This is a genomic window from Enterobacter sp. V87_3, assembly GCF_029967835.1.
Taxonomy (GTDB): domain Bacteria; phylum Pseudomonadota; class Gammaproteobacteria; order Enterobacterales; family Enterobacteriaceae; genus Enterobacter; species Enterobacter cancerogenus.
Genome location: NZ_JASCAM010000011.1, coordinates 55,734 through 81,468, shown reverse-complemented (window position 1 = coordinate 81,468; position 25,735 = coordinate 55,734). Strand labels below are relative to the sequence as shown.

Below are 25,735 nucleotides of genomic sequence, written 5' to 3'. Positions count from 1 at the left end.
GTGCAGCGCAACACGCGCTGCGAGGGTTAAGCCTGGGCTGCCAGGCTCACTTCTTTTGCTACCCGTTCCGTCGCATCCGGGATGGCGGTCGCGCGCGCGCGTTCGGCCATCTTCAGCAATGCGTCTCTGTCCCAGCCCGCCAGAGTGGTGGCGACCGCATCGGCGGTAAATTGTGGCTGCTCAAAAATTTTGGCTGCTCCGGCTTTCTCAAGCGGCAGCGCATTCCAGTACTGCTGTCGGTCTTTGTGCTGGAAAGGCACAAATAGCGCGGGTAAACCGGCGGCGGCGATTTCGCTCACCGTCAGTGCGCCAGAACGACACACCACGACATCGGCCCAGGCGTAGGCTGCGGCCATGTCATCGATAAACTCCGTCACTTTATGCTGCGGCTGGCCGTGCTCTGCGTACAGCTGCTCTACCATCTGCTGAGCGCCTTTTCCGCTTTGATGCCAGATCGTCACGGCATCACCCAGCTTTGCGGCCGCCTGCGGCATCGTCTGGTTTAAAATACGCGCGCCCTGAGAGCCGCCGACGACCAGCACACGCACCGGCCCTTCACGGCCCGTCAGGCGAGCATCAGGCAGCGGCAGCGCCAGCACGTCAACGCGCACCGGGTTGCCCACAACGTCTGCTTTTGGAAATGCACCCGGGAAGGCCTGCATCACCTTGGTGGCGATTTTCGCCAGCCATTTGTTGGTCAGCCCGGCGATGCCGTTCTGCTCGTGCAGAACGACAGGAATGCCCAGCGACCACGCCGCCAGCCCGCCAGGACCCGAGACATAGCCGCCCATGCCCAGCACAACGTCGGGTTTAAAGCGTTTCATAATGGCACGGGCCTGACGCCAGGCGTTGAAGATCCGCACCGGTGCCAGCAACTGCGCCTTGATACCTTTTCCGCGCAGGCCAGAAATACGAATAAAGTCGATCTCAATACCGTGCTTCGGTACCAGGTCGGCTTCCATGCGGTCTGCGGTTCCCAGCCAGCGTACCTGCCAGCCCTGATCCATTAAATGGTGCGCAACCGCAAGTCCGGGGAACACATGCCCGCCCGTACCGCCTGCCATCACCATTAACCGCTTCGGTTGATTCATCGTGAACCTCGTGTAAACGCCTGGGCTTTTTCCAGACGCGTTTCATAATCAATACGTAACAAGAACATGATCGCCGTCGACATAATCAACAGGCTGGAGCCACCATAGCTGATTAACGGCAACGTCAGACCTTTGGTCGGCAGCATACCTGCTGCGGCCCCGACGTTAACCAATGCCTGGAAGCTAAACCAGATACCAATTGAGCAGGCCAGAAAACCTGAGAAGCGGTGATCGATTTCCAGCGCTTTCCGGCCAATCGACATGGCGCGGAAAGCGACGAAGAATACCATTAATAGTGCCAATACCACACCGATATAACCCAGTTCTTCCCCAATAATGGAGAAGATGAAGTCGGTGTGCGCCTCAGGTAAATACTCCAGTTTTTGAACGGAGTTGCCCAGGCCTTGTCCCCAGACTTCGCCGCGGCCAAATGCCATCAGCGACTGCGTCAGCTGGTAGCCGCTGCCGAACGGGTCTTCCCACGGGTTCCAGAACGAGGTCACACGGCGAATACGGTATGGCTCAGCGAGGATCAGCAGTACCACTGCAGAAATCCCCATGCCGATAATCGCGATAAACTGCCACAGCTTCGCACCCGCCAGGAACAGCATCGCCAGCGTGGTCACAAACAGCACTACCACCGTACCGAGGTCAGGCTGCGCCAGCAGCAGAACGGCGAGAACCAAAATCACGCCCATCGGCTTTAAGAAGCCGCGAAGGTTGTTACGCACTTCGTCAACTTTACGCACCAGGTAGTTCGCCAGGTAACAGAACAGCGAGAGCTTGGTGAACTCTGCTGGCTGAATACGCAGCGGACCAAAAGCAATCCAGCGCGATGCCCCGTTTACGGAGCTGCCGACAACCAGCACGATCAGCAGCATGATGATCGAGGCAATCAGCATCGCGGTACTGTGGCGCTGCCAGAACTCCATCGGCAGACGCAGGGTTATCATCGCCAGGCAGAACGCCAGAATAATGTACAGGCCGTCACGCTTGGCAAACAGGAACGGATCGTTAGCCAGACGCTGCCCGACAGGCATCGATGCCGAGGTCACCATGATAAAGCCGATCGCCGCCAGCCCCAGCGTGAGCCAGAACAGCATGCGGTCGTACATCACCAGGCTATCGGAATCTTTGTCCCGGGAGGCCATGACCCAGCCTTTTAGCGCCGCGAAAAGCCATACCAGGATGCCAAACCCCGGCAGACGCGGCATTCTCAGGCGAGGGAGAGAGAAACGCATCAGCCTAACTCCTTCGCCAGGCGGGTGAAGATATCGCCCCGCTGCTCAAAATTCTTGAATTGATCGAGGCTGGCGCAGGCAGGAGAAAGCAGCACCATATCGCCGGGCTGAACGCGCGGCGCAATCAGGCGCATCGCCTGCTCCATGGTCTCTGTTTGCTCGGCAATCTCAGGGCGCAGCTGCGCCAGCTCGCCGCCATCGCGTCCGAAACAGTACAGGCGGATGTTATCGCCCGCGAGGTACTGCTTCAGCGAGGAGAAATCGGCTGATTTGCCATCGCCACCCAGCAGCAGATGCAGCGTACCGTCAACGTGCAGGCCATTCAGCGCGGCCTCGGTACTGCCGACGTTCGTGGCTTTGGAGTCGTTGATCCAGCGCACCCCGTTGTGCTCCAGCGCCAGCTGGAAACGGTGTGCCAGACCTGAATAAGTGGTCAGCGCCTGCAGGCTGGAAGAGCGCGGCAACCCCACCGCATCCGCCAGCGCCAGCGCCGCCAGGGCGTTGGTATAGTTATGCTGGCCGGACAGTTTCATCTCTTTCACGTTCAGCACTTTCTCACCCTTCACGCGCAACCAGGTTTCGCCCAACTGACGGTTCAGGTGATAATCGCCCATAGTGATGCCAAAGCTGATACAACGATCGTCCGCGCCGCGCACCGGCATGGTGAGCGCATCATCGGCGTTGACCACGCAGACTTTGGCATTTTCATACACGCGCAGCTTGGCCGCGCGGTACTGCTGCAAACCAAACGGATATCGATCCATATGATCTTCGGTCACGTTGAGGATCGTCGCCGCGGCGGCATGCAAACTGGTGGTGGTTTCCAGCTGGAAGCTGGAGAGTTCGAGCACGTACAGCTCACAGCCTTTATCCAGCAGCATCAGCGCCGGCAGGCCGATATTCCCGCCCACGCCCACGTTCATGCCCGCGGCTTTTGCCATCTCGCCCACCAGCGTGGTGACGGTGCTTTTGCCGTTTGAACCGGTAATCGCAATGATGGGGGCCTGCGCTTCCCGGCAGAACAGTTCAATATCACCGACAATCTCAACGCCCGCATCGGCAGCAGCGCTTAACGAAGGGTGTGCCAGCGCCATACCCGGGCTGGCAACAATCAGATCGGCGGCCAGCAGCCAGTCATCATTCAGACCACCAAGGTGGCGTTCAACCTGCTCTGGCAGCGTGTCCAGACCCGGCGGAGAAACACGCGTATCCATCACCCGCGGCGTTACACCCCGCGCGAGGAAAAAGTCCACGCAGGAGAGGCCGGTCAGGCCTAACCCGATGATAACGACTTTTTTACCCTGGTAATCTGCCATGATTAACGTACCTTCAGCGTTGCCAGGCCAATCAGGACCAGCATCAGCGAAATAATCCAGAAGCGCACAATCACGCGCGGCTCCGGCCAGCCTTTCAGTTCATAGTGATGGTGAATCGGTGCCATGCGGAAGATGCGCTGTCCGCGCAGCTTGAAGGAACCCACCTGCAGAATGACCGACAGGGTCTCCACCACAAACACGCCGCCCATGATCACCAGCAGGAACTCCTGACGCAGCAGCACGGCGATAATGCCGAGCGCGCCGCCCAGGGCCAGCGAACCGACGTCGCCCATAAAGACCTGCGCCGGATAGGTGTTGAACCACAGGAAGCCCAGCCCCGCCCCGACGATCGCCGTACAGACAATCACCAGTTCACCGGCGTGACGCAGGTAAGGAATGTGCAGATAGTTGGCAAAGTTCATGTTGCCTGTCGCCCAGGCGACCAGCGCAAAACCACCCGCGACAAAAACGGTAGGCATAATCGCCAGGCCATCCAGACCATCCGTCAGGTTGACGGCGTTACCGGTACCAACAATCACGAAGTACGCCAGCAGGATGTAGAACAGCCCCAGCTGCGGCATCACGTCTTTGAAGAAGGGCACCACCAGCTCGGTAGCCGGGGTATCCTTACCTGCCAGATACAGCGCGAAGGCGACGCCCAGCGCAATCACCGACATCCAGAAATATTTCCAGCGGGCAATCAGGCCTTTGGTATCTTTGCGCACCACCTTACGGTAGTCATCGACAAAACCAATAATCCCGTAGCCGACCAGCACGGTCAGCACGCACCAGACGTAAGGGTTTGACGGGTAAGCCCACAGCAGTACGGACACGACGATAGCGGTCAGGATCATAATCCCGCCCATGGTCGGCGTACCGCGCTTGCTGAAGTGAGATTCCGGGCCATCGTTACGCACAACCTGGCCGAAAGAGAGTTTTTGCAGACGGGCAATCATGCGCGGGCCCATCCACAAGGAGATGAACAGCGCAGTCAGCAGGCTGACGATGGCGCGAAACGTCAGATAGGAAAAGACGTTAAAGCCTGAATAATATTTGACCAAATGCTCGGCCAGCCAAACTAACATGTTCCGTTCTCCTGTAATGCGTGCACAACCTCTTCCATGGCGGCACTACGTGAACCTTTCACTAACACAGTCACAATTTGTTTTTCTGCAATTAACGCGTTGAGGCGTTCAATCAATTCGGCTTTGGTCGCAAAATGCTCGCCAACGCCGCTGGCCTGAGAAATCGCCTGACTCAATTTTCCTGCGCTCAGCACGCAATCCAGACCCGCCGCTTTCGCCGCCTCGCCCACCTGGATATGGCAGGCTTCGCTCTCATCGCCCAGTTCGCCCATATCACCGACAACCATGACGCGGTATCCCGGCATTTCCGACAGCACTTGCACAGCTGCGGTCATAGAACCGACGTTGGCATTGTAGGAGTCGTCCAGCAGCAGTTTGTTTTCTGCCAGCGGGATGGGGAACAGACGCCCCGGCACGGCTTTGAGATTCGCCAGCCCGGTTTTGATGGCGTCGTGCGACGCGCCCACGGCCATTGATAACGCCGCTGCTGCAAGCGCATTCGCGATGTTATGGCGACCCGGCAACGGCAGCAGCACATCCACACCACCCGTTGGGGTGTTGAGCGTGAACTCGGTGCCGTGCGACGTCACATGGATATTGGTTGCCGTAAAATCGCTGTTGGCGGCATTTGGGGAAAAGCGCCAGGTCTTACGCGAACCAATGATGCTCTGCCAGTTCAGCCAGTCGTTATTGTCGGCGTTCATAATGGCGATACCGTCAGCAGGCAGGCCAGTGTAGATTTCGCCCTTGGCTTTCGCCACGCCTTCCAGCGAGCCGAACCCTTCCAGGTGCGCAGCCGCCAGGTTATTCACCAGCGCCGCTTCCGGACGCGTCAGGCTCACCGTCCAGGCGATTTCGCCCTGATGGTTGGCCCCTAATTCAATTACCGCAAATTCATGTTCTTTGGTCAGACGCAGCAGTGTCATCGGCACGCCGATGTCATTGTTGAGGTTACCTGCGGTATACAGCGTGTTTCCGCACTGGCCGAGAATCGCTGCCGTCATCTCTTTGACCGAGGTTTTGCCGGACGATCCCGTCAGCGCCACAACGCGAGCCGGAACCTGCTGGCGTACCCACGCCGCCAGTTCGCCAAACGCCAGGCGGGTATCTTTCACCACAATCTGCGGCAGATCGATGTCGAGCTTGCGGCTTACCAGCAGCGCACCTGCGCCGTTCTCTTTAGCGCTATCGACAAAATCGTGCGCATCAAAACGCTCGCCTTTCAGCGCCACAAACAGGCAACCCGCGGTCACTTTGCGGGTATCGGTCGTTACGTCGTCAATGGTCAGATCCTGGCCCTGCAGCGTCCCCTTCAGGATGGCTGCGGCCTGGCTTAGCGTAATGCTAATCATGCTACAACTCCCAGCAGACGTGCTGCCGTTACGCGGTCGGAGTAGTCCAGACGGCGGTTGCCAACGATCTGATAATCTTCATGCCCTTTACCGGCCAGCAGAACGACGTCGTTCTCCTGCGCCTGCATAATGGCGTTGGTGACGGCTTCCGCGCGGCCTTCCACCACGCGGGCGCGGCCAGCGTCGAGCATACCGGCCAGAATGTCGTTGATGATGGCGCGCGGCTCTTCGGTACGCGGGTTGTCATCGGTCACCACCGGAATGTCCGCGAACTGTTCCGCAATCGCCCCCATCAGCGGACGCTTGCCTTTGTCACGATCGCCGCCGCAGCCAAACACGCACCAGAGTTTACCGGCGCAGTGCAGACGTGCCGCTTCCAGCGCTTTTTCCAGCGCATCCGGGGTGTGGGCATAATCCACGACCACGGTCGGTTTACCCGGCGCGCTAAACACTTCCATACGGCCACACACCGGCTGCAGACGCTCCGCCGTTTTCAGCAACTCCGCCATCGGGTACCCCAGCGCCAGCAGCGTCGCCAGCGCCAGCAGCAGGTTGCTGACGTTGAATGCGCCCATCAGGCGGCTTTCGATCTCGCCTTCGCCCCATGACGACGCAACGCGAATAGTCGCTCCGCGGTCGTGATACTTCACCTCAACCGCTTTCAGCCAGCGGCCATGGCAGTTCGGGTTAATATGGTCTTCCATCGATACGGCAACCGCGTCCGGCAGCTTCGCCAGCCAGCGGCGTCCGACTTCATCATCGGCGTTAACGATAGCCTCGCCGTGATGGTGGGTGGAATAGAGCAGCCATTTCGCGGCTTCGTAATGCTCCATATCGCCGTGATAATCAAGATGATCGCGGCTGAGGTTGGTGAACACGGAAGCGGCAAATTTCAGCGCAGCCACGCGGTGCTGCACCAGCCCGTGGGAGGAAACCTCCATTGCGGCGAAGCTCGCCCCCTGCTCTGCCAGACCGGCAAGCACATGCTGCACATCTACCGCCGAGCCGGTGGTATTTTCCGTCGGGCTAACGTTGCCCAGCAGGCCATTACCGACCGTGCCCATTACCGCGCCGGTTTCACCCAGCAGCTGAGCCCATTGCGCCATCAACTGCGTGGTGGTTGTTTTTCCGTTGGTGCCCGTAACGCCCACCAGACGAAGCTGGTCGGAGGGCTCATGATAAAAACGTCCTGCCAGTGCGGAGAGACGCTCATTCAGCTGGCTGAGGTAGATAACCGGCACGCCGTGCATTTCACGGATTTCGCCGTCGGTTGCCTCATCTTTCGCCTCAGCAATAACGGCAGCAACACCTTGCGCAATCGCCTGCGGGATATAACGACGCCCGTCCGCCTGATGACCTACTACAGCCACAAAAAGATCGCCAGAAGCCGCAACGCGGCTGTCCAGAATCATCTCTCGTAGCGCTCGCGCGGGTGCGTTTGGCACCCACGGAGCGAGAAGGTCGCGCAAATTACGATCTGCCACCTGTACCCTCGCCTTGATTAATTACAAATTCACTTTTCTCGCCCGTCGCCAGCGCATCCGGTTCGATATTCATGGTGCGCAACACGCCGCCCATGATGGCTCCGAACACAGGCGCGGAAACGGCGCCACCGTAGTATTTACCCGCCTGCGGATCGTTAATCACCACCACCAGCGCAAAACGCGGATTGCTGGCAGGTGCAACGCCTGCGGTATAGGCAATGTATTTATTGATGTAGCGGCCATCCGGCCCCACTTTTTTCGCCGTACCGGTTTTAATGGCGATGCGATAGCCTTTGATCGCCGCCTTCACGCCGCCGCCGCCGGGCAGCGCCACGCTTTCCATCATATGCACCACGGTACGCACGATGGATTCCGGGAAAATACGCTCGCCCGGAACCGGTGGATCAACTTTGGTGATCGACAGCGGACGGTAAACGCCATAGCTGCCAATCGTTGCGTAGACTCGCGCTAACTGTAACGGGGTTACCATTAGCCCGTAGCCGAAAGAGAAGGTGGCCCTCTCTATGTCAGACCACCGTTGTTTTTGAGGATATAAGCCACTGCGTTCTCCGACCAACCCCAAATTGGTCGCTTTTCCCAGCCCAAAACGTGAGTAAGTCTCTACTAACGCTGAGGACGGCATCGCTAACGCCAGCTTTGAAACACCGACGTTACTCGACTTCTGTAAGACCCCGGTGAGGGTCAGTTCGCTGTAACGGGCCACGTCTTTGATTTCATGGCCGTTAATGCGGTAAGGAATCGTATTCAGAACGGTACTTTCATTGACAATGCCACGCTGAAGCGCGGTCATCACCACCATCGGTTTTACGGTTGAGCCCGGTTCGAAAACGTCAGTAATCGACCGGTTACGCATCGCATCTTTTGCAGTGCCTGCGAAATTATTCGGGTTGTAAGAGGGGCTGCTGGCCATCGCCAGCACTTCGCCCGTGTTGACATCAACCAGGACGGCGCTGCCGGATTCCGCCTTATTAAAGGCCACGGCGTTGTTCAGCTCGCGGTAGACCAGCGCCTGCAGGCGTTCATCAATGCTCAGGGCCAGGTTATGCGCGGCCTGGCTGTCCGTGGAAGAGATATCCTCAATGACGCGACCGTAGCGGTCTTTACGCACGATGCGCTCGCCCGGCTGGCCGGTCAGCCACTTATCAAAGCTTTTTTCGACGCCCTCGATCCCCTGACTATCGACGTTGGTAAAGCCGATGAGGTGAGCGGTTACTTCGCCGGAAGGATAATAACGGCGTGACTCCTCACGCAGGTGAATCCCCGGCAGCTTGAGCTTTTTGATGTAATCCGCCATGTCAGGGTTAACCTGACGCGCCAGATAGATAAAACGCCCTTTCGGGTTAGCGTTAACGCGCGATGCCAGCTGATCCAGCGGCATTTTCAGCGCATCGGAGAGCGCTTTCCAGCGGTTATCAAGCGTGATACCACCCGCGTCGTGCAGCTCTTTAGGGTCAGCCCAAATGGCTTTTACCGGCACGCTCACCGCCAGCGGACGGCCAGAGCGGTCAGTGATCATGCCGCGAGAGGTAGACACTTCCTGAACGCGCAGAGAACGCATGTCGCCCTGGCGCACCAGCATGTCAGGGGCGATGATTTGCAACCACGCCACGCGTCCCAGCAGGAACCCCAGCGCCAGTAAAATGCAGCCGCAAAGCAACGCAAAACGCCAACTTACAAAGTTGGCCTGTTCTTCCTGACGTTTTGGTTTTAGCGTTTTTGCCGCTGCTTTCATGCGTCGCGTTTTCCCTTATTTTTGTACTACGATATTTTCCTGAGAAGGATCAACATGCTGCAGCTGCAGCTTTTCCGTTGCGATCCGTTCAACCCGGCTGTGATCGCCGAGCGCGTTCTCTTCAAGAATGAGGTTTCGCCATTCGATATCCAGCGCATCACGTTCCAGCACCAACTGCTCGCGCTGCGCGGTTAACAAACGGGTGTGGTGGGCCGTAGTGACCACCGTTACTGCCGTCACGATGATGCAAATGAACAAGCAGAGTGGCAGCTTCCCAAACCGCAAAAGATCGTCGCCGATCACGCCAGGCAAGGCATGGCGCTCGTTGCTTCCTAACGATCCCTTAACTTTGCTTAGGGTCTCTGTCACTCTGCTGATCATGCGTTCGTCCTCTCTGCTACACGCAGCACTGAACTACGGGCTCGTGGATTCTCTGCCACCTCTTCTTCGCCCGGCATCAACTTGCCTAGTGCTCGCAGCTGACGACCGCCCAGCTTGCTGAGCTGTTCTTCCGTCATCGGCAGCCCCGCAGGCACCTGAGGACCGCGACTTTGCTCGCGCATAAAGCGTTTCACAATGCGGTCTTCCAGTGAATGGAAGCTGATAACGGATAACCGCCCACCCGGGGCCAGCACGTCGAGCGAGCTTTTTAGCGCCAGCTCTATTTCCTCCAGTTCACTGTTTACCCAGATGCGCACCGCCTGGAAGGTACGGGTCGCGGGATGTTTATGCTTATCTTTCACCGGCGTCGCCGCCGCGATAACCTCGGCCAGCTCTTTCGTGCGGGTCATTGGCTCAATGCGGTTACGCTCAACGATGGCGCGCGCAATGCGTTTGCCAAAACGCTCTTCACCGAAGGTTTTGATCACCCAGGCGATATCCGCTTCGTCCGCCGTCTGAAGCCATTCGGCAGCAGACTGACCGCGCGTAGGGTCCATACGCATATCCAGCGGGCCGTCACGCATAAAAGAGAAACCACGTTCGGCATCATCAAGCTGGGGTGAAGAGACGCCAAGATCGAGGAGAATCCCGTCAATCTTGCCGGTTAAGCCGCGCTCGGCCACGTAGTCCGCGAGCGCAGAGAAAGGTCCATGCACGATGGAAAAGCGAGGGTCGTCGATGGTTTGCGCAACGGCAATCGCCTGCGGATCGCGATCGATTGCCAGCAGGCGTCCTTCCGCTCCAAGCTGTGAGAGGATCAAACGCGAGTGTCCACCGCGACCAAAAGTGCCATCAACGTAGATGCCGTCCGGACGAATATTCAGGCCGTTAACGGCCTCATCCAGCAACACCGTTGTATGTTTATAATTTTCCATCATATTTATAGAGACAAGTCCTGCAGCCGTTCCGATAGTGTCGCGGAATCCGACTGCTCAGCGTCGATATCTTCCCTGACCTGTTGATACCAGGTCGTTTCATCCCACAGCTCAAACTTATTGAACTGCCCGACCAGCATCACTTCTTTTGTCAGACCGGCATGTTGCCGCAACACAGGCGCGATCAGTAAACGCCCTGCGCTATCCATCTGACATTCACTGGCATGTCCCAATAACAACCGCTGCACGCGGCGTTCCTGCGGGTTCATGCTCGACAGTCGCGACAGCTTTTGCTCAATAATTTCCCATTCAGGTAAAGGATAAAGCAGCAGGCAGGGGGAGTTGATGTCAATGGTGCAAACCATTTGACCTGAAGCGTTCTCGATCAGCTGGTCGCGGTATCGGGTTGGTACCGATAAACGCCCCTTGCTGTCGAGATTGACTAACGTTGCCCCACGGAACATGCCAGCCTCACCCCTCTAAACCACTTAACCCCACAAATTCCCACCCAAAGGAGTTTACGGAGCGAGGGAAAAGCTTGTCAAGCCAGGACTATCCCTATATGAGTCCGAAAGCCCGGTATTTACAGAGACAACTCAACCTGATTAATAACTGCACAACTGGCGAGGCAAATTAACGTCATGAATATTTGTAAGAAAAAAAACGAATATGCACGTAAGCGATAAAGATCGCTTCATATCGTCACCAGCAAATATAAAGTGTCAGTTTGCGACGCGGGCAGCATTTTAGGACATATTGCCTGACAGTAACAGCGCCAGATTCGCGCGAGGATGCAGGTTGATGAGCAGGCTGGCTGGAAGCGAGAAAAAACGGTTGAATATTCATTACCCCGGACAGGGTTTGTAACAAAATAATTCAGAATGGCGGATTAAAAATCGTATAAATGTTCTTTAAAAGGCTATTTAAAAGCCAGAATGAATTAAGAAAAATAGCAGACGACAACGCGTAAAGAATTATCCTAATTTTCCTGCGGGAATTGTCTTTCACCCTATTACGCTAAAAAGGGGTAGCAAACGCTACCCCTGAACACCTTAATGGCGGCTTAAAATGCCGCGGCGATAAAGATTGCGTTTGATACGCGTCAGCCCCGGTTTCGGTTTACGCGGCTCATCCAGACTCGCCAGAACGATTTCCAGCACGCGCTCCGCCACGTCGCGATGACGCTGCGCAACGGCCAGCACCGGGCACTGCAGGAAATCGAGCAGTTCGTTATCCCCAAACGTGGCAATCGCCAGGTCAGAGGGCAGTTTACCGTCACGACGCAGCGTCACGTCCATCACACCCTGCAACAGCGCGAAAGAGGTGGTGAACAGCGCCTGCGGCATCGGATGCGTTTCCAGCCATTTTTCGAACAGTTGTGCGGCAGCTTCACGCTCATAGCTGTTGGCATAGAGGTAATGGACTTCACGCGGATCGTCTTTCCAGGCGGTTCTGAACCCTTGCTCGCGCAGGAAGCTGACGGACAGCTCGGGTAAAGCCCCCAGATACAGCACCGTTTCCGCCGGGAAGGTTCTTAGCTCGGCGGCCAGCATTTCTGAATCGTCCTGATCGGCCCCCACGACGCTGGTAAAGTGTTCGCGGTCCAGCGCACGGTCAAGCGCCACAATCGGGAACGGGTCGTTCGCCCAGCGTTGATAGAAAGGATGCTCAGGCGGCAAGGACGTCGAGACAATAATGGCATCAACCTGCCGCTGGAGGAGGTGTTCGATACAGCGCATCTCGTTATCAGGCTGATCTTCTGAACAGGCGATGAGCAGTTGGTAGCCACGCTGGCGCGCCTGACGTTCAAGATAGTTAGCAATGCGGGTATAGCTGGTGTTTTCCAGATCTGGGATCACCAGACCGATAGAGCGGGTGCGCCCGGCACGCAGACCGGCGGCGACAGCATTCGGATGGTAGTTATGCTCACGAACCACCGCCATGACTTTTTCCACGGTCTTATCGCTGACACGGTACTGCTTTGCTTTACCGTTAATCACATAGCTGGCCGTAGTTCGTGACACGCCGGCTAGCCGGGCGATTTCATCCAGTTTCACAATTGCCCCTCAAAAAAAGAAAAGAGTCCATGGCCCTGTCAAGGTTATGGTTAAATCTTTTAACATCTAAACGCAGAATAGTCACCGCGGCAATCGCTTTTATCTGCATTCGCGGCGGTTTGAACAAAAAAAAGCCCGGCTTTGGTGACCGGGCAGAAAGAGGCGAACCTTTTTGACGTTTAACGCATGATTTTATCGCCGCGCGACAGGCCCACAATGCCGGAGCGCGCCACTTCAACTATTTTTGCGACATCCCGCACCGAGGTGAGAAAAGCATCCAGTTTGTCACTCGTGCCGGCCAGCTGCACGGTATATATAGAAGGGGTAACATCGATGATCTGCCCACGGAAGATATCCGTATTGCGTTTAACCTCTTCACGGCCATACCCGCTGGCCTGAATTTTCACCAGCATCACTTCACGCTCGACGTAAGCGCCCTGCCCCAGTTCGCTTACGCGCAGCACGTCGACCAGTTTATGCAGCTGCTTTTCGATCTGCTCAAGCACTTTGGCATCACCCACGGTCTGGATGGTCATCCGCGAAAGCGTTGGATCGTCCGTCGGGGCAACCGTCAGGCTTTCAATGTTATAGCCGCGCTGAGCAAAAAGCCCAATGACGCGCGACAGTGCGCCTGACTCGTTTTCCAGTAATACAGATAATATCCGGCGCATATCAGGTTCTCTCCGTTTTGCTTAACCACATTTCGTCCATGCCACCACCGCGAATATGCATGGGATAAACATGTTCGGCCCCGTCCACGATGACGTCCATGAAAACAAGACGATTGTTTTTAACGTGCTCAAGCGCTTCGCTGAGTTTCGCCTCCAGCTCAGCCGGATTAGACACCCGCATCCCCACGTGCCCATAGGCCTCGGCCAGACGGACAAAATCAGGCAGGGAGGTCATGTATGACTGCGAGTGACGACCGGAATAGATCATATCCTGCCACTGCTTCACCATTCCGAGGTAGCCATTATTCAGGTTCAGGATCAGCACCGGCAGTTCGTACTGCAGCGCGGTGGAAAGCTCCTGAATGTTCATCTGAATACTGCCATCCCCCGTCACGCACACCACGGTTTCGTTGGGCAGCGCCAGCTTCACCCCCAGCGCGGCGGGAAGGCCAAAGCCCATGGTGCCCAGCCCGCCGGAGTTGATCCAGCGGCGGGGTTTATCAAATGGATAGTAGAGCGCGGCAAACATCTGGTGCTGGCCAACGTCCGATGTCACGTACGCATCGCCGTGGGTGAGACGCCAGATCGTTTCGATCACCGCCTGCGGTTTAATGTGCTCGCTTTGGGTATCGAACTTCAAACACTGGCGCGCACGCCACTGGGCGATCTGCTGCCACCAGTCGCGGATCTCATCCAGCGGCTGAGCGGTGGTTTCCTGAACCAGCAGCTCCAGCATCTGCTCCAGAACCTGACGAGCATCGCCGACGATCGGCACATCGGCCGCGACAGTTTTGGAAATCGACGTGGGATCGATATCAATGTGCAGCACCGTCGCGTTCGGGCAGTATTTCGCGAGGTTATTGGTCGTACGATCGTCAAAGCGCACGCCAACCGCAAAGATCACATCAGAATTGTGCATCGTCATGTTGGCTTCGTAGGTACCATGCATACCCAGCATCCCCAGCGCCTGACGGTGCGACGCCGGGAACGCGCCAAGCCCCATCAATGATGACGACACCGGAAGGTTTAATTTCTCAACCAGCTCACGCAGTTGCGTTTCACACGCGGCATTAATGGCTCCGCCGCCCACGTAGACCACCGGCTTTTTAGCCGCCAGAAGCGTTTGCAGCGCGCGCTTTATTTGTCCTTTATGTCCCTGAGTCGTCGGGTTGTAAGAACGCATGCTTACCGACTCCGGCCAGACGTAAGGCAGTTTGTTTGCCGGATTCAAAATGTCTTTCGGCAGATCGACCACCACCGGGCCGGGACGACCACTCGCCGCCAGCCAGAACGCCTTTTTCAGCACGCCGGGAATATCTTCCGTCTGCTTCACCAGAAAACTGTGCTTAACAACGGGGCGCGAGATCCCCACCATGTCGCACTCCTGAAACGCGTCGTAGCCAATCAGGGAGGTGGCCACCTGCCCGGAGAGGATCACCAGCGGGATGGAATCCATATAGGCGGTGGCAATCCCGGTGATGGCATTGGTTGCGCCAGGGCCGGAGGTGACCAGCACAACGCCCACCTCACCCGTCGCCCGCGCCAGACCGTCGGCCATGTGCACCGCAGCCTGTTCGTGACGAACCAGAACATGATCGACGCCGCCTACCGTATGGAGCGCATCGTAAATATCAAGAACTGCGCCTCCGGGATAGCCAAACACATGCTTCACGCCCTGATCGATGAGCGATCGGACGACCATTTCCGCGCCAGACAACATCTCCATGCTTTGCCTCCAGGCTTTTGTTATCGACAGGTCGCAAACGTATCATCCACGCCGTCTTACAACGGGGATTAACCCATCTTATATTTTGCAGAGTGAGCGTTACCTTAACCGCTCGTTATGAGGCAGGCAATTAGCAAACCGGGGCGACCTGGAGGCTTAAAAAGTGGAAAAGAGAGGGATTATCATAATTACTGGTGAATTCATCTGAGGGAGTGAAACGCGCTGATAAATCATCGCCTAAAAGCGGGAGGAATCAGTAAATGATCTATTTTTACGCGCTGGCTGGCAGGGCAAAAAAAATCAAACAGAATAAAATAGTAGATATTTAAACAAACCCAGGATAAATCGTGGTCGTTATCACGATTTACCCCGATTCATTTAGCGACCACACACGCTAATAAGAAGCTCTTCCATCCATTGATGGCCTTTATCTCGTCCAGCGGCTTCATGCCAGGAAAGATAGCAGGTGCGGCTATTGAGTTTGAGCGGTAAAGGCAGGACTTGCAGCCCCAGCGGCTCTGAGAACTCTTCAGCCAGCCAGCGCGGCGCAATAGCCACCAGCTGAGTCTGAGATACCACGTTTAATACACTTACCATCGCCATTCCCTGATAGGCCACGCAGGCTTGTTTATCGGGCGTGTCATACCACGGTTGGCTGAACGAAGCATATCTGTCGAGAGCAACAACGGCGTGCTGTTCGTTATAGACATCATTTTCACGCAGCGGTGAATTCATACGCGGATGTTTTTTACTGGCGACCAACACCATTTCATCTTTAAACAGAGGAACGCAGGAAAATTCCGGGCGACGGAACTCTTCATAACCCAGCACAAACTCGGTTTCCTGGTAACGCAACTGATGCTCAGTGTTCTGATTTAACGATGATTTAAAAACGAGGTGAATATTTGGCGCAATCTCTTCCACTTTATTGTAGATAATAGATGTTAAATAATTATCTAAAGGGCTGCAGACGCAGAGATGGAATACACGTTCGCTGCTTAGCGGTTCAAACCCTGAACCCGGCAGTTCATTTTGCACTAATTGCAGCGCCTGGCGAACCGCGCCGAAAAGCTGGAATGCACGCGCCGTAGGTTGGATCCCCCTGCCATAACGAACAAAGAGTTCGTCATTAAACATCACCTTAAGTCTGGCGACAGCATTACTGACTGCGGGTTGAGACATTCCCAGAGACTGCGCCGCTCTCGTGATATTCTGCTCCTGCATGACCGCATCAAACACGGTTAACAGATTAAGATCGACGGTGCGTAACTGAGGCTTAACCCCATCATAGACTTGAGGTTGATTAATATTATTTTCTTGCATTCTTGACTCCACTGTCACGCTAAACTCCCTTTACCAAAGTGCAGTAATAAGTTCGAAAAATATGATTTATCATGCATATAAAACCAGCGAAAGAGAATTCTTTAAAATTCGGAAAATATAAAGAAAAACTCATCAAAAAGTGGCTTCGCTTAGCCACTAAGCGAAAGGTAACGTTCGAATAAACGATATATAAAACATTAATAATGAAATGAAAGCATAATTTCGGCAAATAAACAATCACCTCAAAAATGAATGATAATTTAAGTATTATTAAACTATTAACCTCAGACTACACAAACTCATTAACATTTTGCTATCATAGGGCCCGCCTCAACCCCACTTAAAATCATTCACCGTAGTTATAAATAAATGAATTAAAAAAGGTTTAGCTTCATTACACATGACGTTTAAAATATGTGTTTATTTGAAAGAAAATATATTCAAACCATTTCACAAATAAATGCCCGGTCCAAAAATAGACAATCAGAATGGTTATAAACACGAAATCCAGCACAATTAGCTAAAGTGTAAAATCCGTCCTGCCCGTTTATCCGCTGCGTTTTTACCGTCGGGGGTTGACATGAAACCTCGTATCCAGTACCACTAAAAGCATATCGATTTTAACGGGAGCACGATTCATGATCCGCACCATTCGCTTCACCAGCCTACTACTACTAAACGCATCCACTGTGCGCGGTAGTCTGGCGGGCGAAATTCAGCGTTGAATCGTCTCCAGTAAAACTAAGAACCCGCGCCACTGCGCGGGTTTTTTTATGCTCGTAGCAAGGCGCCCTAAGACAGACAAGGACCTAACCCATGAGCCAGCAAGTCATTATTTTCGATACGACATTACGCGACGGTGAACAGGCGTTGCAGGCAAGCCTGAGCGTGAAAGAAAAACTGCAGATTGCGCTGGCCCTCGAACGTATGGGCGTTGACGTGATGGAGGTCGGTTTCCCGGTCTCTTCCCCGGGCGATTTCGAATCGGTACAGACCATCGCGCGCACCATCAAAAACAGCCGCGTCTGCGGTCTGGCACGCTGTGTTGAGAAAGACATCGACGTAGCGGCCGAGTCGCTGAATGTGGCTGAAGCCTTCCGAATTCATACGTTTATCGCCACCTCTCCTATGCACATTGCCACCAAGCTGCGCAGCACGCTGGATGAGGTGATTGAACGCGCGGTATATATGGTTAAGCGTGCGCGTAACTATACGGATGACGTTGAATTCTCCTGTGAAGATGCGGGCCGTACGCCGATTGAGGACCTGGCGCGCGTGGTGGAAGCCGCAATCAACGCGGGAGCCAAAACCATCAACATCCCGGACACCGTCGGCTACACCATGCCGTTTGAATTTTCCAACATCATCACCGGCCTGTATGACCGCGTGCCTAACATCGATAAAGCGATCATCTCCGTTCATACCCACGATGATTTAGGTCTGGCTGTCGGCAACGCCATTGCGGCCGTTCACGCCGGGGCGCGTCAGGTAGAAGGCGCGATGAACGGGATCGGCGAACGCGCCGGTAACTGCTCGCTGGAAGAGGTCATCATGGCGATTAAAGTGCGTAAAGACATCATGAATGTGAATACGCGCATTAATCACCATGAAATCTGGCGCACCAGCCAGACCGTAAGCCAGATCTGCAATATGCCGGTCCCTGCCAACAAGGCGATTGTTGGCACCGGCGCGTTTGCGCACTCCTCCGGTATTCACCAGGACGGCGTCATCAAGAACCGTGAAAACTACGAAATCATGACCCCGGAATCCATCGGCCTGAACCAGGTTCAGTTGAACCTGACCTCACGCTCTGGTCGGGCAGCGGTGAAACACCGTATGGAAGAGATGGGTTACAAAGACAGCGATTACAACATGGACCAGCTGTACGACGCGTTCCTGAAGCTGGCGGATAAAAAAGGCCAGGTCTTCGACTATGACCTGGAAGCGCTGGCGTTCATCAACAAGCAACAGGAAGAGCCAGAGCATTTCCGCCTGGATTACTTCAGCGTGCAGTCCGGCTCAAGCGATATCGCCACCGCCTCGGTGAAACTGGCCTGCGGTGAAGAGATTAAAGCCGAAGCGGCAAACGGCAACGGCCCGGTGGATGCCATTTATCAGGCAATCAATCGCATCACAGAGTATGACATCGAGCTGGTTAAGTATGGCCTCAGCGCCAAAGGGCACGGTAAAGATGCGCTGGGTCAGGTTGATATCGTCGTCAATCACAATGGCCGCCGTTTCCACGGGGTTGGTCTGGCAACGGACATCGTTGAATCCTCTGCCAAAGCGATGGTTCATGTCCTGAATAACATCTGGCGCGCCGCTGAAGTGGATAAAGAGTTGCAACGCAAAGCTCAGAATAAAGAGAACAACAAGGAAACCGTGTAATGTCGAAGAATCACCATATTGCTGTGTTACCGGGCGACGGTATTGGCCCGGAAGTGATGGCACAGGCGCTGAAAGTACTGGAAGCCGTTCGCTCGCGTTTTGCGATGAAAATTACCACCAGCCACTACGATGTGGGCGGTGTCGCCATCGATAATCAGGGTACGCCACTGCCAAAAGCCACGGTAGAAGGCTGCGAAAATGCCGATGCCGTGCTGTTCGGCTCCGTGGGTGGCCCTAAATGGGAACATCTGCCACCGGCAGAGCAGCCTGAGCGCGGTGCGCTGCTGCCGTTGCGCAAACATTTCAAATTGTTCAGCAACTTGCGTCCGGCGAAGCTGTACCCAGGGCTGGAAGAGTTTTGCCCGCTGCGCGCGGATATCGCCGCTAACGGCTTCGACATTCTGTGCGTGCGTGAACTCACCGGCGGGATCTACTTTGGTCAGCCGAAAGGCCGTGAAGGCAGCGGCCAGCATGAAAAGGCGTTTGATACCGAAGTCTATCACCGCTTCGAGATCGAGCGGATCGCCCATATCGCGTTTGAATCCGCACGCAAGCGCCGTCACAAAGTGACCTCAATCGATAAAGCGAACGTACTGCAATCCTCAATTTTGTGGCGCGAAATCGTCAGCGACGTTGCCAGACAGTACCCGGACGTTGAGCTGTCGCATATGTACATTGATAACGCGACGATGCAGCTGATTAAAGATCCGTCCCAGTTTGACGTGTTGCTCTGCTCCAACCTGTTCGGCGACATTTTGTCGGACGAGTGCGCGATGATCACCGGCTCCATGGGGATGCTGCCTTCCGCCAGCCTCAACGAAGAGGGCTTTGGCCTGTACGAACCGGCGGGCGGCTCTGCTCCGGATATCGCGGGTAAAAACATTGCCAACCCGATTGCGCAGATCCTGTCTCTGGCTCTGCTGTTGCGCTACAGCCTTGATGCAGGCGAAGCCGCGACGGCCATTGAAAACGCCATCAACCGCGCGTTAGAAGAAGGCATCCGTACCGGCGATTTGGCGCGCGGCACGGCGGCAGTCAGTACCGATGAAATGGGCGACATCATTGCCCGCTATGTTGCTGAAGGGGTGTAATCATGGCGAAGACGTTATATGAAAAGTTGTTTGATGCCCATGTCGTTTATGAGGCACCTGACGAAACCCCACTGCTGTACATTGACCGTCACCTGGTACACGAAGTGACCTCTCCACAGGCATTTGACGGCCTGAGGGCGCACAAGCGCCCGGTACGTCAGCCGGGCAAAACCTTTGCCACGATGGATCACAACGTCTCCACCCAGACTAAAGACATCAACGCCTCAGGCGAGATGGCGCGGATCCAGATGCAGGAGCTGATTAAGAACTGCAACGAGTTTGGCGTTGAGCTGTACGACTTGAATCACCCGTATCAGGGCATCGTCCATGTGATGGGGCCTGAGCAGGGCATCACCCTGCCGGGGATGACCATCGTCTGCGGCGACTCCCATACCGCCACCCACGGCGCGTTCGGCGCACTGGCGTTCGGGATTGGGACCTCTGAAGTTGAACACGTGCTGGCAACCCAGACCCTGAAGCAGGGCCGCGCCAAGACCATGAAGATTGAGGTGAAGGGCAAAGCCGCTCCGGGCATCACCGCGAAAGACATCGTTCTGGCCATTATCGGTAAAACCGGCAGCGCGGGCGGCACCGGCCACGTTGTCGAGTTCTGCGGCGAAGCCATTCAGGCCCTGAGCATGGAAGGTCGTATGACCCTGTGCAACATGGCGATTGAGATGGGGGCGAAAGCGGGTCTGGTTGCGCCAGACGACACCACCTTTGACTACGTGAAAGGCCGCCTGCACGCACCCAAAGATCGCGATTATGCCGATGCGGTGGAATACTGGAAAACCCTGAAAACCGACGACGGCGCGGTCTTCGACACCGTGGTCACCCTGCAGGCGGAAGAGATTGCCCCGCAGGTGACCTGGGGAACCAATCCCGGTCAGGTGATCTCCGTTAACGATAATGTGCCGGATCCGGCCTCTTTTGCCGACCCGGTAGAGCGTGCCAGCGCCGAAAAAGCGTTGGCCTACATGGGGCTGAAACCCGGCGTTCCGCTGACCGATGTCGCGATCGACAAAGTGTTTATTGGTTCCTGCACCAACTCGCGTATCGAAGATTTGCGCGCCGCAGCCGACATTGCCAAAGGCCGCAAAGTGGCACCCGGCGTGCAGGCGCTGGTCGTGCCTGGCTCCGGCCCGGTGAAAGCGCAGGCGGAAGCCGAAGGTCTGGATAAGATCTTTATCGACGCGGGCTTTGAGTGGCGTCTGCCCGGCTGCTCCATGTGTCTGGCCATGAACAACGACCGCCTGAATCCGGGCGAGCGCTGCGCCTCCACCAGCAACCGTAACTTTGAAGGCCGTCAGGGCCGCGGCGGGCGTACCCATCTGGTCAGCCCGGCAATGGCCGCTGCGGCAGCCGTCACCGGCCATTTCGCCGACATTCGCAGCCTGAAATAAGGAGACAATCATGGCAGAGAAATTTACCCAACATACGGGCCGGGTTGTCCCTCTGGATGCCGCCAACGTTGATACCGACGCGATCATTCCCAAGCAGTTTTTGCAGAAAGTGACCCGGACCGGTTTTGGTGCGCACCTGTTCAATGACTGGCGGTTCCTTGACGATAAAGGTGAAGTTCCGAACCCTGAGTTCGTTCTGAACTTTCCTGAATTCAACGGCGCCTCGATTCTGCTGGCACGTGAAAACTTTGGCTGCGGTTCCTCACGTGAACACGCGCCGTGGGCGCTGACCGACTACGGCTTTAAGGTGGTTATCGCCCCGAGTTTCGCGGATATTTTCTATGGCAACAGCTTTAACAACCAGTTGCTGCCGGTGACGTTGAGCGATGAACAGGTCGATGAGTTATTCGCGCTGGTGCAGGCGAATCCAGGCATGTCGTTTGAAGTGGATCTGGAAGCGGAAGTGGTCAAAGCCGGCGATAAAACCTACAGCTTCAGCATTGACGCGTTCCGTCGTCACTGCATGCTGAACGGGCTGGACAGCATCGGCTTAACGCTGCAGCACGAAGCCGCCATTTCCGAATACGAGAAAAAACAGCCTGCGTTTATGGGCTAAAGGCAATGGCCCGCAGAATGCGGGCCATTGATAAGGGTGCGTTGAGGCTCAACCACTCTGGAGAGGCGGGGACACTTCCCCCGCCAATACCGCTAACGTTTTGCTTCGTAAGCCAACACTGCCGCCAGCTCTGTTTTCTCCTGTCTGAAATGCAATTCACATAGCGAATCGCGCACCATCCAGGTGAAGATCAACAGCGTGGTACAGATCAGAAACAAACCTAACAGCAGAGTACGTTTTGGCATTCCAGCCTCCTTATTGCTTTTCGGCAACGAAGAGACTAACCTCGCAATGTGTGTTGTGAAGTTGGTCTCCCCATCAGTTTTATTGATGTGGGACTCTCCACTGTTTGCCTCTTGCGAAAGCCTGAGGCAAACAGCCTCAAGCACCCGCCACGCACTCTATTCCCCTTCTCAGCATCTGTCAGAAAGTCATTTCATTTCGTGAAGCCGCCTTCCAGAATCAGACGTCTTTTACCCGGCACGTCAACACCAGCGTCATGACCGAAATGGCCGCAATTACCCAGTACACCACAGCGTGCCCGTAGCTTTGCGACAACGCGCCCTGAATAACCCCTGCCAGTATCACGCCCGTTGAAATACTGTTGGTAAACAGCGTCGTGGCCGACCCGGCGCGTCCCGGCATCAGGTCCTGGAACCAGAGCATGCCAATTCCGGCGACGATACCGATAAACACGGCGTTGAACAGCTGCAGTGCCAGCAGCGCATCACGCGAGTGAAAGAGGATCAGCCCAAGGTAGAACAGCACCCCAGCCGCCACGGCGACAATCATCATCCGGCGTTTTCCAAAGCGCTTTACGTAATACCCGGCCAGGATCATCGCCGGGATTTCCAGCCCGGCGGCCGTGCCCATCAGGATCCCCGCAAGCCTGTCAGGCAGGCCCAGATCGCTGCTTACCCACAGCGGCATGTCGATGATGTACATGGTGTTGCAGGTCCACATCAGGGTAGAGGCAATAAACAGCATGCGCACGTTCTTATCCTGCCAGCCGCTTACCTGGGTGATCGGTTTATCCGTTATCTGTTCAACCCGTGCGACCGAGGGCAGCGCGAAGGCGATCAGCGCAAGGCTAATCACAAAAATCCCGGCGGCGATGGAAAACATGACGGTAAAACCGTAATTGAGCGCCAGCATGAACGCCAGCGGCGGGCCGATGACCCACGCCAGAGAGAGTTGCGCACGCATCACCGAACTGAACATCACCACTTCGCGCGCCGAGTTATCGGCATATTCGCGAGCCAGCGCAAACAGCTGTGGCATGGCGGTATTGGCCAACGAAGCCAGCAGCACGCCGCAGGTAATGAGCGTCAGGTAGTGACGGTTGAAGGCAAACAGCAAGGCATTCCCCACCGCCATGGCGCAGCAAAACAGAATGAGTCGGCGGCGATCGCCCTGGCTGTCCGATCGTTTTGCCAGCCACAGGCTCACCAGGATCCCGGCGATGGCGTTAACGGTATAAAACAGGCCGACCCAAAACGGCTGCGCGCCCACTTCACGGCTGAGGAACAGGCTCAGCGTCGGAGCCTGTAGCGCCCCTGCAACGCCCATCATAAAGGCGACCAGCATAAAAGCGGCGTACACGCCGTTCAGGCGTCGCCCCATTGTCATCAACCAGAGCATGCACAAATCCTTATGAAAGCAAAACGAATTGGGCGAAATAGTAAACGAAAAAAGCCAGCAAAAACATTTTGCTGGCGGGTGATTAGCACCAATACTCAGTCACACATGATCGAGGCGAGTTAGCGAGAAGAGGTCGATTTCGTAACGTCCCACTGCATCAGTTCTTCAAGCATTTTCAGCCGTTGCTCTGCACACTGGCGGGCCAGCCAGGACACACCCTGTGTCGCTAAAAAATACTGTTGATAAAACTGACGTGCGGTAGACCTCTTCATAATTTACCTCCTCGCTTCATCAGGGAGAATTATTGGCTTAATATAGGGATAAATAAATTGCTGATTTTTTGTCAGGAGTTCCCCTTTTATGCCGTCCGGTCGTCTGCAACAACAATTCATTCGCCTCTGGCAGTGCTGCGAGGGCCAGTCGCAGGAGACCACGCTTAACGAGCTGGCTGATTTGCTTAACTGTTCCCGACGCCATATGCGCACGCTGCTCAACACCATGCAGCAGCAGGGCTGGCTAAACTGGGAAGCAGAAGCCGGACGCGGCAAGCGCTCGCGTCTGACCTTTCTCTATACCGGCCTCGCCTTGCAGCAGCAGCGGGCGGAGGATCTGCTGGAGCAGGACAGAATCGATCAGCTGGTACAGCTGGTCGGTGACAAGGCGGCGGTGCGCCAGATGCTGGTCTCGCATCTCGGGCGGAGCTTCCGCCAGGGCCGCCACATTCTGCGGGTGCTGTACTACCGTCCGATGAAAAATCTGTTACCGGGAAGCGCCTTACGCCGCTCGGAAACGCACATGGCGCGGCAGATTTTCAGCGGCCTGACGCGCATAAATGAGGAAAACGGGGAACTCGAAGCCGATATTGCGCACCACTGGCAACAGCTTTCTCCGCGCCACTGGCGCTTCTTTTTACGTCCCGGCATCCATTTCCATCACGGTCGCGAGCTGGAGATGAGCGACGTCATTGCCTCGTTAGAGCGCGTCCGCAAGCTGCCGCTCTATTCGCATATCACCCGTCTTCATTCACCGACGGCCTGGACGCTGGATATTGAACTGTCGCAGCCGGATCAATGGCTCCCCTGGCTGCTGGGCTATGTGCCGTCGATGATTTTGCCCGCCGAATGGGAATCACTGAACAACTTTGCCAGCCTGCCAATCGGCACCGGCCCGTATGCCGTTTCCCGCAATAACAGTAACCAGCTCAAGATCCGCGCCTTTGATGACTACTTTGGCTACCGGGCGTTAATCGACGAGGTGAACGTCTGGGTACTGCCGGATATCACTGAAGAGCTGAGCGTGGGGCTGACGCTTGAAGGCCCGACGACCGGGGAAAAAGCCGTGGAGAGTCGCCTTGAAGAGGGTTGCTACTATCTGCTGTTCGACAGCCGCACCCACCGCGGTGCAAACCTGGAGGTTCGCCAGTGGATCAGCCACGTTCTTGCCCCCGCGAACCTGATTTATCACGCGGAAGAGCAGTACCAGTCGTGGTGGTTCCCGGCGTATGGGCTGCTTCCCCGCTGGCACCACGCGCGCCCGGTGCACGCTGAAAAGCCTGCCGGGCTGGAGTCCATCACCCTGACTTTCTATCGCGAGCACGTCGAGCACCGGTTTATCGCCAGAATCATGCACAGGCTGCTCGCCGCCGTGGGGGTGACGCTGGAGATCAAAGAGGTTGATTATGACGAATGGCATCGCGGCGAGGTGGTCAGCGACATCTGGCTGAACAGCGCTAACTTCACGCTGCCCCTTGATTTCTCGCTCTTCTCGCATCTTTATGAAGTGCCGCTGATCCAGCACTGTATCAACCGTGACTGGCAGCAGGACGCCGCCCAGTGGCGGGCGGGAGAGATGAATCTGGCCGTCTGGTGCCAGCAGCTGATGGCGGAGCAGGCAATCGTTCCGCTGATCCACCACTGGCTGATGATTCAGGGGCAACGCAGTATGCGCGGCCTGCGGATGAACACCCTCGGCTGGTTTGATTTTAAATCCGCCTGGTTTGCGCCGCCGGAACCATAACGCTTTCGAAATATTCACCAAATCATTACAATGCTGTCGTTCTCAACGGGGTGCTGCATCACTGATGTGCGCTGAGATAATACCCGTCGAACCTGATCCGGATAACGCCGGCGAAGGGATTTGAGGCTGTCGCTCAAAATCCTTTGCCACTCAACTTTGAGGTGC

Annotated in this window: 22 protein-coding genes and 1 riboswitch; of the genes, 5 read left to right on the top strand and 17 right to left on the bottom strand. The window is 55.7% G+C overall.

All coding sequences use genetic code 11. The features are described from left to right. Positions 1-26: 26 nt before the first annotated feature. The 14 genes from murG to leuO form a co-directional block, all read right to left on the bottom strand. A complete protein-coding gene (gene murG, locus QLG21_RS03585) occupies positions 27-1,091 on the bottom strand; it encodes an undecaprenyldiphospho-muramoylpentapeptide beta-N-acetylglucosaminyltransferase (protein ID WP_058609678.1) in 1,065 nt (354 codons plus the stop codon). Beyond that, positions 1,088-2,332 carry a cell division protein FtsW gene (gene ftsW, locus QLG21_RS03580; RefSeq protein WP_102891427.1) on the bottom strand — a complete coding sequence of 415 codons (1,245 nt, stop codon included), beginning with the start codon at positions 2,330-2,332 and terminating at the stop codon, positions 1,088-1,090. The genes murG and ftsW overlap by 4 nt, the downstream gene beginning before the upstream one ends. After that, positions 2,332-3,648 (bottom strand): UDP-N-acetylmuramoyl-L-alanine--D-glutamate ligase, encoded by a 1,317-nt coding sequence (gene murD / locus QLG21_RS03575; protein WP_006173855.1) that lies wholly within the window; start codon positions 3,646-3,648, stop codon positions 2,332-2,334. Before murD ends, ftsW begins: the two co-directional genes overlap by 1 nt. Before the next feature lie 2 nt (positions 3,649-3,650). Continuing rightward, positions 3,651-4,733: a phospho-N-acetylmuramoyl-pentapeptide-transferase gene (mraY, locus tag QLG21_RS03570; RefSeq protein ID WP_003856353.1), complete on the bottom strand. Its 1,083-nt coding sequence runs from the start codon at positions 4,731-4,733 to the stop codon at positions 3,651-3,653. Continuing rightward, the gene (murF, locus tag QLG21_RS03565) at positions 4,727-6,085 is read right to left on the bottom strand and encodes a UDP-N-acetylmuramoyl-tripeptide--D-alanyl-D-alanine ligase (protein ID WP_058609677.1); all 1,359 of its coding nucleotides are present in this window, start codon (positions 6,083-6,085) and stop codon (positions 4,727-4,729) included. Before murF ends, mraY begins: the two co-directional genes overlap by 7 nt. Next, entirely contained in the window at positions 6,082-7,569 is a 1,488-nt protein-coding gene (gene murE, locus QLG21_RS03560; RefSeq protein ID WP_042319266.1) for a UDP-N-acetylmuramoyl-L-alanyl-D-glutamate--2,6-diaminopimelate ligase, read from the bottom strand. Before murE ends, murF begins: the two co-directional genes overlap by 4 nt. Next, a complete protein-coding gene (locus QLG21_RS03555) occupies positions 7,556-9,322 on the bottom strand; it encodes a peptidoglycan glycosyltransferase FtsI (protein ID WP_006173859.1) in 1,767 nt (588 codons plus the stop codon). The genes murE and QLG21_RS03555 overlap by 14 nt, the downstream gene beginning before the upstream one ends. Before the next feature lie 15 nt (positions 9,323-9,337). Beyond that, positions 9,338-9,703 (bottom strand): cell division protein FtsL, encoded by a 366-nt coding sequence (ftsL, locus tag QLG21_RS03550; protein WP_064324824.1) that lies wholly within the window; start codon positions 9,701-9,703, stop codon positions 9,338-9,340. Next, positions 9,700-10,641: a 16S rRNA (cytosine(1402)-N(4))-methyltransferase RsmH gene (gene rsmH / locus QLG21_RS03545; protein WP_006173862.1), complete on the bottom strand. Its 942-nt coding sequence runs from the start codon at positions 10,639-10,641 to the stop codon at positions 9,700-9,702. The genes ftsL and rsmH overlap by 4 nt, the downstream gene beginning before the upstream one ends. Before the next feature lie 2 nt (positions 10,642-10,643). Then, positions 10,644-11,102, bottom strand: a complete 459-nt coding sequence (gene mraZ / locus QLG21_RS03540) for a division/cell wall cluster transcriptional repressor MraZ (protein WP_006173863.1) — start codon at positions 11,100-11,102, stop codon at positions 10,644-10,646. Between the two features lie 588 nt (positions 11,103-11,690). Next, a complete protein-coding gene (gene cra, locus QLG21_RS03535) occupies positions 11,691-12,695 on the bottom strand; it encodes a catabolite repressor/activator (RefSeq protein ID WP_006173866.1) in 1,005 nt (334 codons plus the stop codon). A gap of 179 nt (positions 12,696-12,874) precedes the next feature. Continuing rightward, a complete protein-coding gene (ilvN, locus tag QLG21_RS03530; RefSeq protein WP_137849589.1) occupies positions 12,875-13,366 on the bottom strand; it encodes an acetolactate synthase small subunit in 492 nt (163 codons plus the stop codon). A 1-nt stretch (position 13,367) separates the two neighbouring features. Beyond that, complete coding sequence (gene ilvI / locus QLG21_RS03525) at positions 13,368-15,092, bottom strand: acetolactate synthase 3 large subunit (protein ID WP_137849590.1); 1,725 nt, start codon at positions 15,090-15,092, stop codon at positions 13,368-13,370. Positions 15,093-15,470: 378 nt separating this feature from the next. Next, on the bottom strand, positions 15,471-16,415 hold the full coding sequence (leuO, locus tag QLG21_RS03520) for a transcriptional regulator LeuO (RefSeq protein ID WP_006173872.1): 945 nt from the start codon (positions 16,413-16,415) through the stop codon (positions 15,471-15,473). 816 nt (positions 16,416-17,231) lie between these two features. Between leuO and leuA the strand changes: the two genes are divergently transcribed. The 4 genes from leuA to leuD are packed head-to-tail and all read left to right on the top strand — an operon-like array spanning position 17,232 to position 21,913. After that, positions 17,232-18,803, top strand: a complete 1,572-nt coding sequence (gene leuA / locus QLG21_RS03515; protein ID WP_282483895.1) for a 2-isopropylmalate synthase — start codon at positions 17,232-17,234, stop codon at positions 18,801-18,803. Further along, on the top strand, positions 18,803-19,894 hold the full coding sequence (gene leuB / locus QLG21_RS03510; protein ID WP_058609675.1) for a 3-isopropylmalate dehydrogenase: 1,092 nt from the start codon (positions 18,803-18,805) through the stop codon (positions 19,892-19,894). The genes leuA and leuB overlap by 1 nt, the downstream gene beginning before the upstream one ends. Before the next feature lie 2 nt (positions 19,895-19,896). Beyond that, the gene (gene leuC / locus QLG21_RS03505) at positions 19,897-21,297 is read left to right on the top strand and encodes a 3-isopropylmalate dehydratase large subunit (protein ID WP_137849591.1); all 1,401 of its coding nucleotides are present in this window, start codon (positions 19,897-19,899) and stop codon (positions 21,295-21,297) included. A gap of 10 nt (positions 21,298-21,307) precedes the next feature. Continuing rightward, positions 21,308-21,913, top strand: a complete 606-nt coding sequence (leuD, locus tag QLG21_RS03500; protein WP_101738248.1) for a 3-isopropylmalate dehydratase small subunit — start codon at positions 21,308-21,310, stop codon at positions 21,911-21,913. A gap of 92 nt (positions 21,914-22,005) precedes the next feature. Here leuD and QLG21_RS03495 read toward each other — a convergent pair whose 3' ends face one another. The 3 genes from QLG21_RS03495 to sgrT all read right to left on the bottom strand — a co-directional run bounded on the left by QLG21_RS03495 (position 22,006) and on the right by sgrT (position 23,826). Continuing rightward, positions 22,006-22,158 carry a Hok/Gef family protein gene (locus QLG21_RS03495; RefSeq protein WP_010427008.1) on the bottom strand — a complete coding sequence of 51 codons (153 nt, stop codon included), beginning with the start codon at positions 22,156-22,158 and terminating at the stop codon, positions 22,006-22,008. Between the two features lie 217 nt (positions 22,159-22,375). Then, a complete protein-coding gene (locus QLG21_RS03490) occupies positions 22,376-23,554 on the bottom strand; it encodes a sugar efflux transporter (RefSeq protein ID WP_282483894.1) in 1,179 nt (392 codons plus the stop codon). A 119-nt stretch (positions 23,555-23,673) separates the two neighbouring features. Beyond that, on the bottom strand, positions 23,674-23,826 hold the full coding sequence (sgrT, locus tag QLG21_RS03485) for a glucose uptake inhibitor SgrT (protein ID WP_042319274.1): 153 nt from the start codon (positions 23,824-23,826) through the stop codon (positions 23,674-23,676). An 88-nt stretch (positions 23,827-23,914) separates the two neighbouring features. Here sgrT and sgrR point away from each other — a divergent pair, with 88 nt between their 5' ends. After that, entirely contained in the window at positions 23,915-25,570 is a 1,656-nt protein-coding gene (gene sgrR, locus QLG21_RS03480) for an HTH-type transcriptional regulator SgrR (protein ID WP_282483893.1), read from the top strand. A gap of 36 nt (positions 25,571-25,606) precedes the next feature. Next, positions 25,607-25,707, top strand: a riboswitch (TPP riboswitch). Positions 25,708-25,735: the final 28 nt, after the last annotated feature.

Excerpts from the sequence above, each read along its gene's own strand:
- leuC (WP_137849591.1), top strand. The coding sequence starts at position 19,897 with ATGGCGAAGACGTTATATGAAAAGTTGTTTGATGCCCATGTCGTTTAT.
- leuA (WP_282483895.1), top strand. The coding sequence starts at position 17,232 with ATGAGCCAGCAAGTCATTATTTTCGATACGACATTACGCGACGGTGAA.
- QLG21_RS03495 (WP_010427008.1), bottom strand. The coding sequence starts at position 22,158 with ATGCCAAAACGTACTCTGCTGTTAGGTTTGTTTCTGATCTGTACCACG.
- QLG21_RS03555 (WP_006173859.1), bottom strand. The coding sequence starts at position 9,322 with ATGAAAGCAGCGGCAAAAACGCTAAAACCAAAACGTCAGGAAGAACAG.
- sgrT (WP_042319274.1), bottom strand. The coding sequence starts at position 23,826 with ATGAAGAGGTCTACCGCACGTCAGTTTTATCAACAGTATTTTTTAGCG.
- murD (WP_006173855.1), bottom strand. The coding sequence starts at position 3,648 with ATGGCAGATTACCAGGGTAAAAAAGTCGTTATCATCGGGTTAGGCCTG.
- rsmH (WP_006173862.1), bottom strand. The coding sequence starts at position 10,641 with ATGATGGAAAATTATAAACATACAACGGTGTTGCTGGATGAGGCCGTT.
- mraZ (WP_006173863.1), bottom strand. The coding sequence starts at position 11,102 with ATGTTCCGTGGGGCAACGTTAGTCAATCTCGACAGCAAGGGGCGTTTA.
- sgrR (WP_282483893.1), top strand. The coding sequence starts at position 23,915 with ATGCCGTCCGGTCGTCTGCAACAACAATTCATTCGCCTCTGGCAGTGC.
- ftsW (WP_102891427.1), bottom strand. The coding sequence starts at position 2,332 with ATGCGTTTCTCTCTCCCTCGCCTGAGAATGCCGCGTCTGCCGGGGTTT.
- ftsL (WP_064324824.1), bottom strand. The coding sequence starts at position 9,703 with ATGATCAGCAGAGTGACAGAGACCCTAAGCAAAGTTAAGGGATCGTTA.
- ilvI (WP_137849590.1), bottom strand. The coding sequence starts at position 15,092 with ATGGAGATGTTGTCTGGCGCGGAAATGGTCGTCCGATCGCTCATCGAT.
- mraY (WP_003856353.1), bottom strand. The coding sequence starts at position 4,733 with ATGTTAGTTTGGCTGGCCGAGCATTTGGTCAAATATTATTCAGGCTTT.
- leuB (WP_058609675.1), top strand. The coding sequence starts at position 18,803 with ATGTCGAAGAATCACCATATTGCTGTGTTACCGGGCGACGGTATTGGC.
- QLG21_RS03490 (WP_282483894.1), bottom strand. The coding sequence starts at position 23,554 with ATGCTCTGGTTGATGACAATGGGGCGACGCCTGAACGGCGTGTACGCC.
- leuD (WP_101738248.1), top strand. The coding sequence starts at position 21,308 with ATGGCAGAGAAATTTACCCAACATACGGGCCGGGTTGTCCCTCTGGAT.
- murF (WP_058609677.1), bottom strand. The coding sequence starts at position 6,085 with ATGATTAGCATTACGCTAAGCCAGGCCGCAGCCATCCTGAAGGGGACG.
- murG (WP_058609678.1), bottom strand. The coding sequence starts at position 1,091 with ATGAATCAACCGAAGCGGTTAATGGTGATGGCAGGCGGTACGGGCGGG.
- leuO (WP_006173872.1), bottom strand. The coding sequence starts at position 16,415 with ATGCAAGAAAATAATATTAATCAACCTCAAGTCTATGATGGGGTTAAG.
- ilvN (WP_137849589.1), bottom strand. The coding sequence starts at position 13,366 with ATGCGCCGGATATTATCTGTATTACTGGAAAACGAGTCAGGCGCACTG.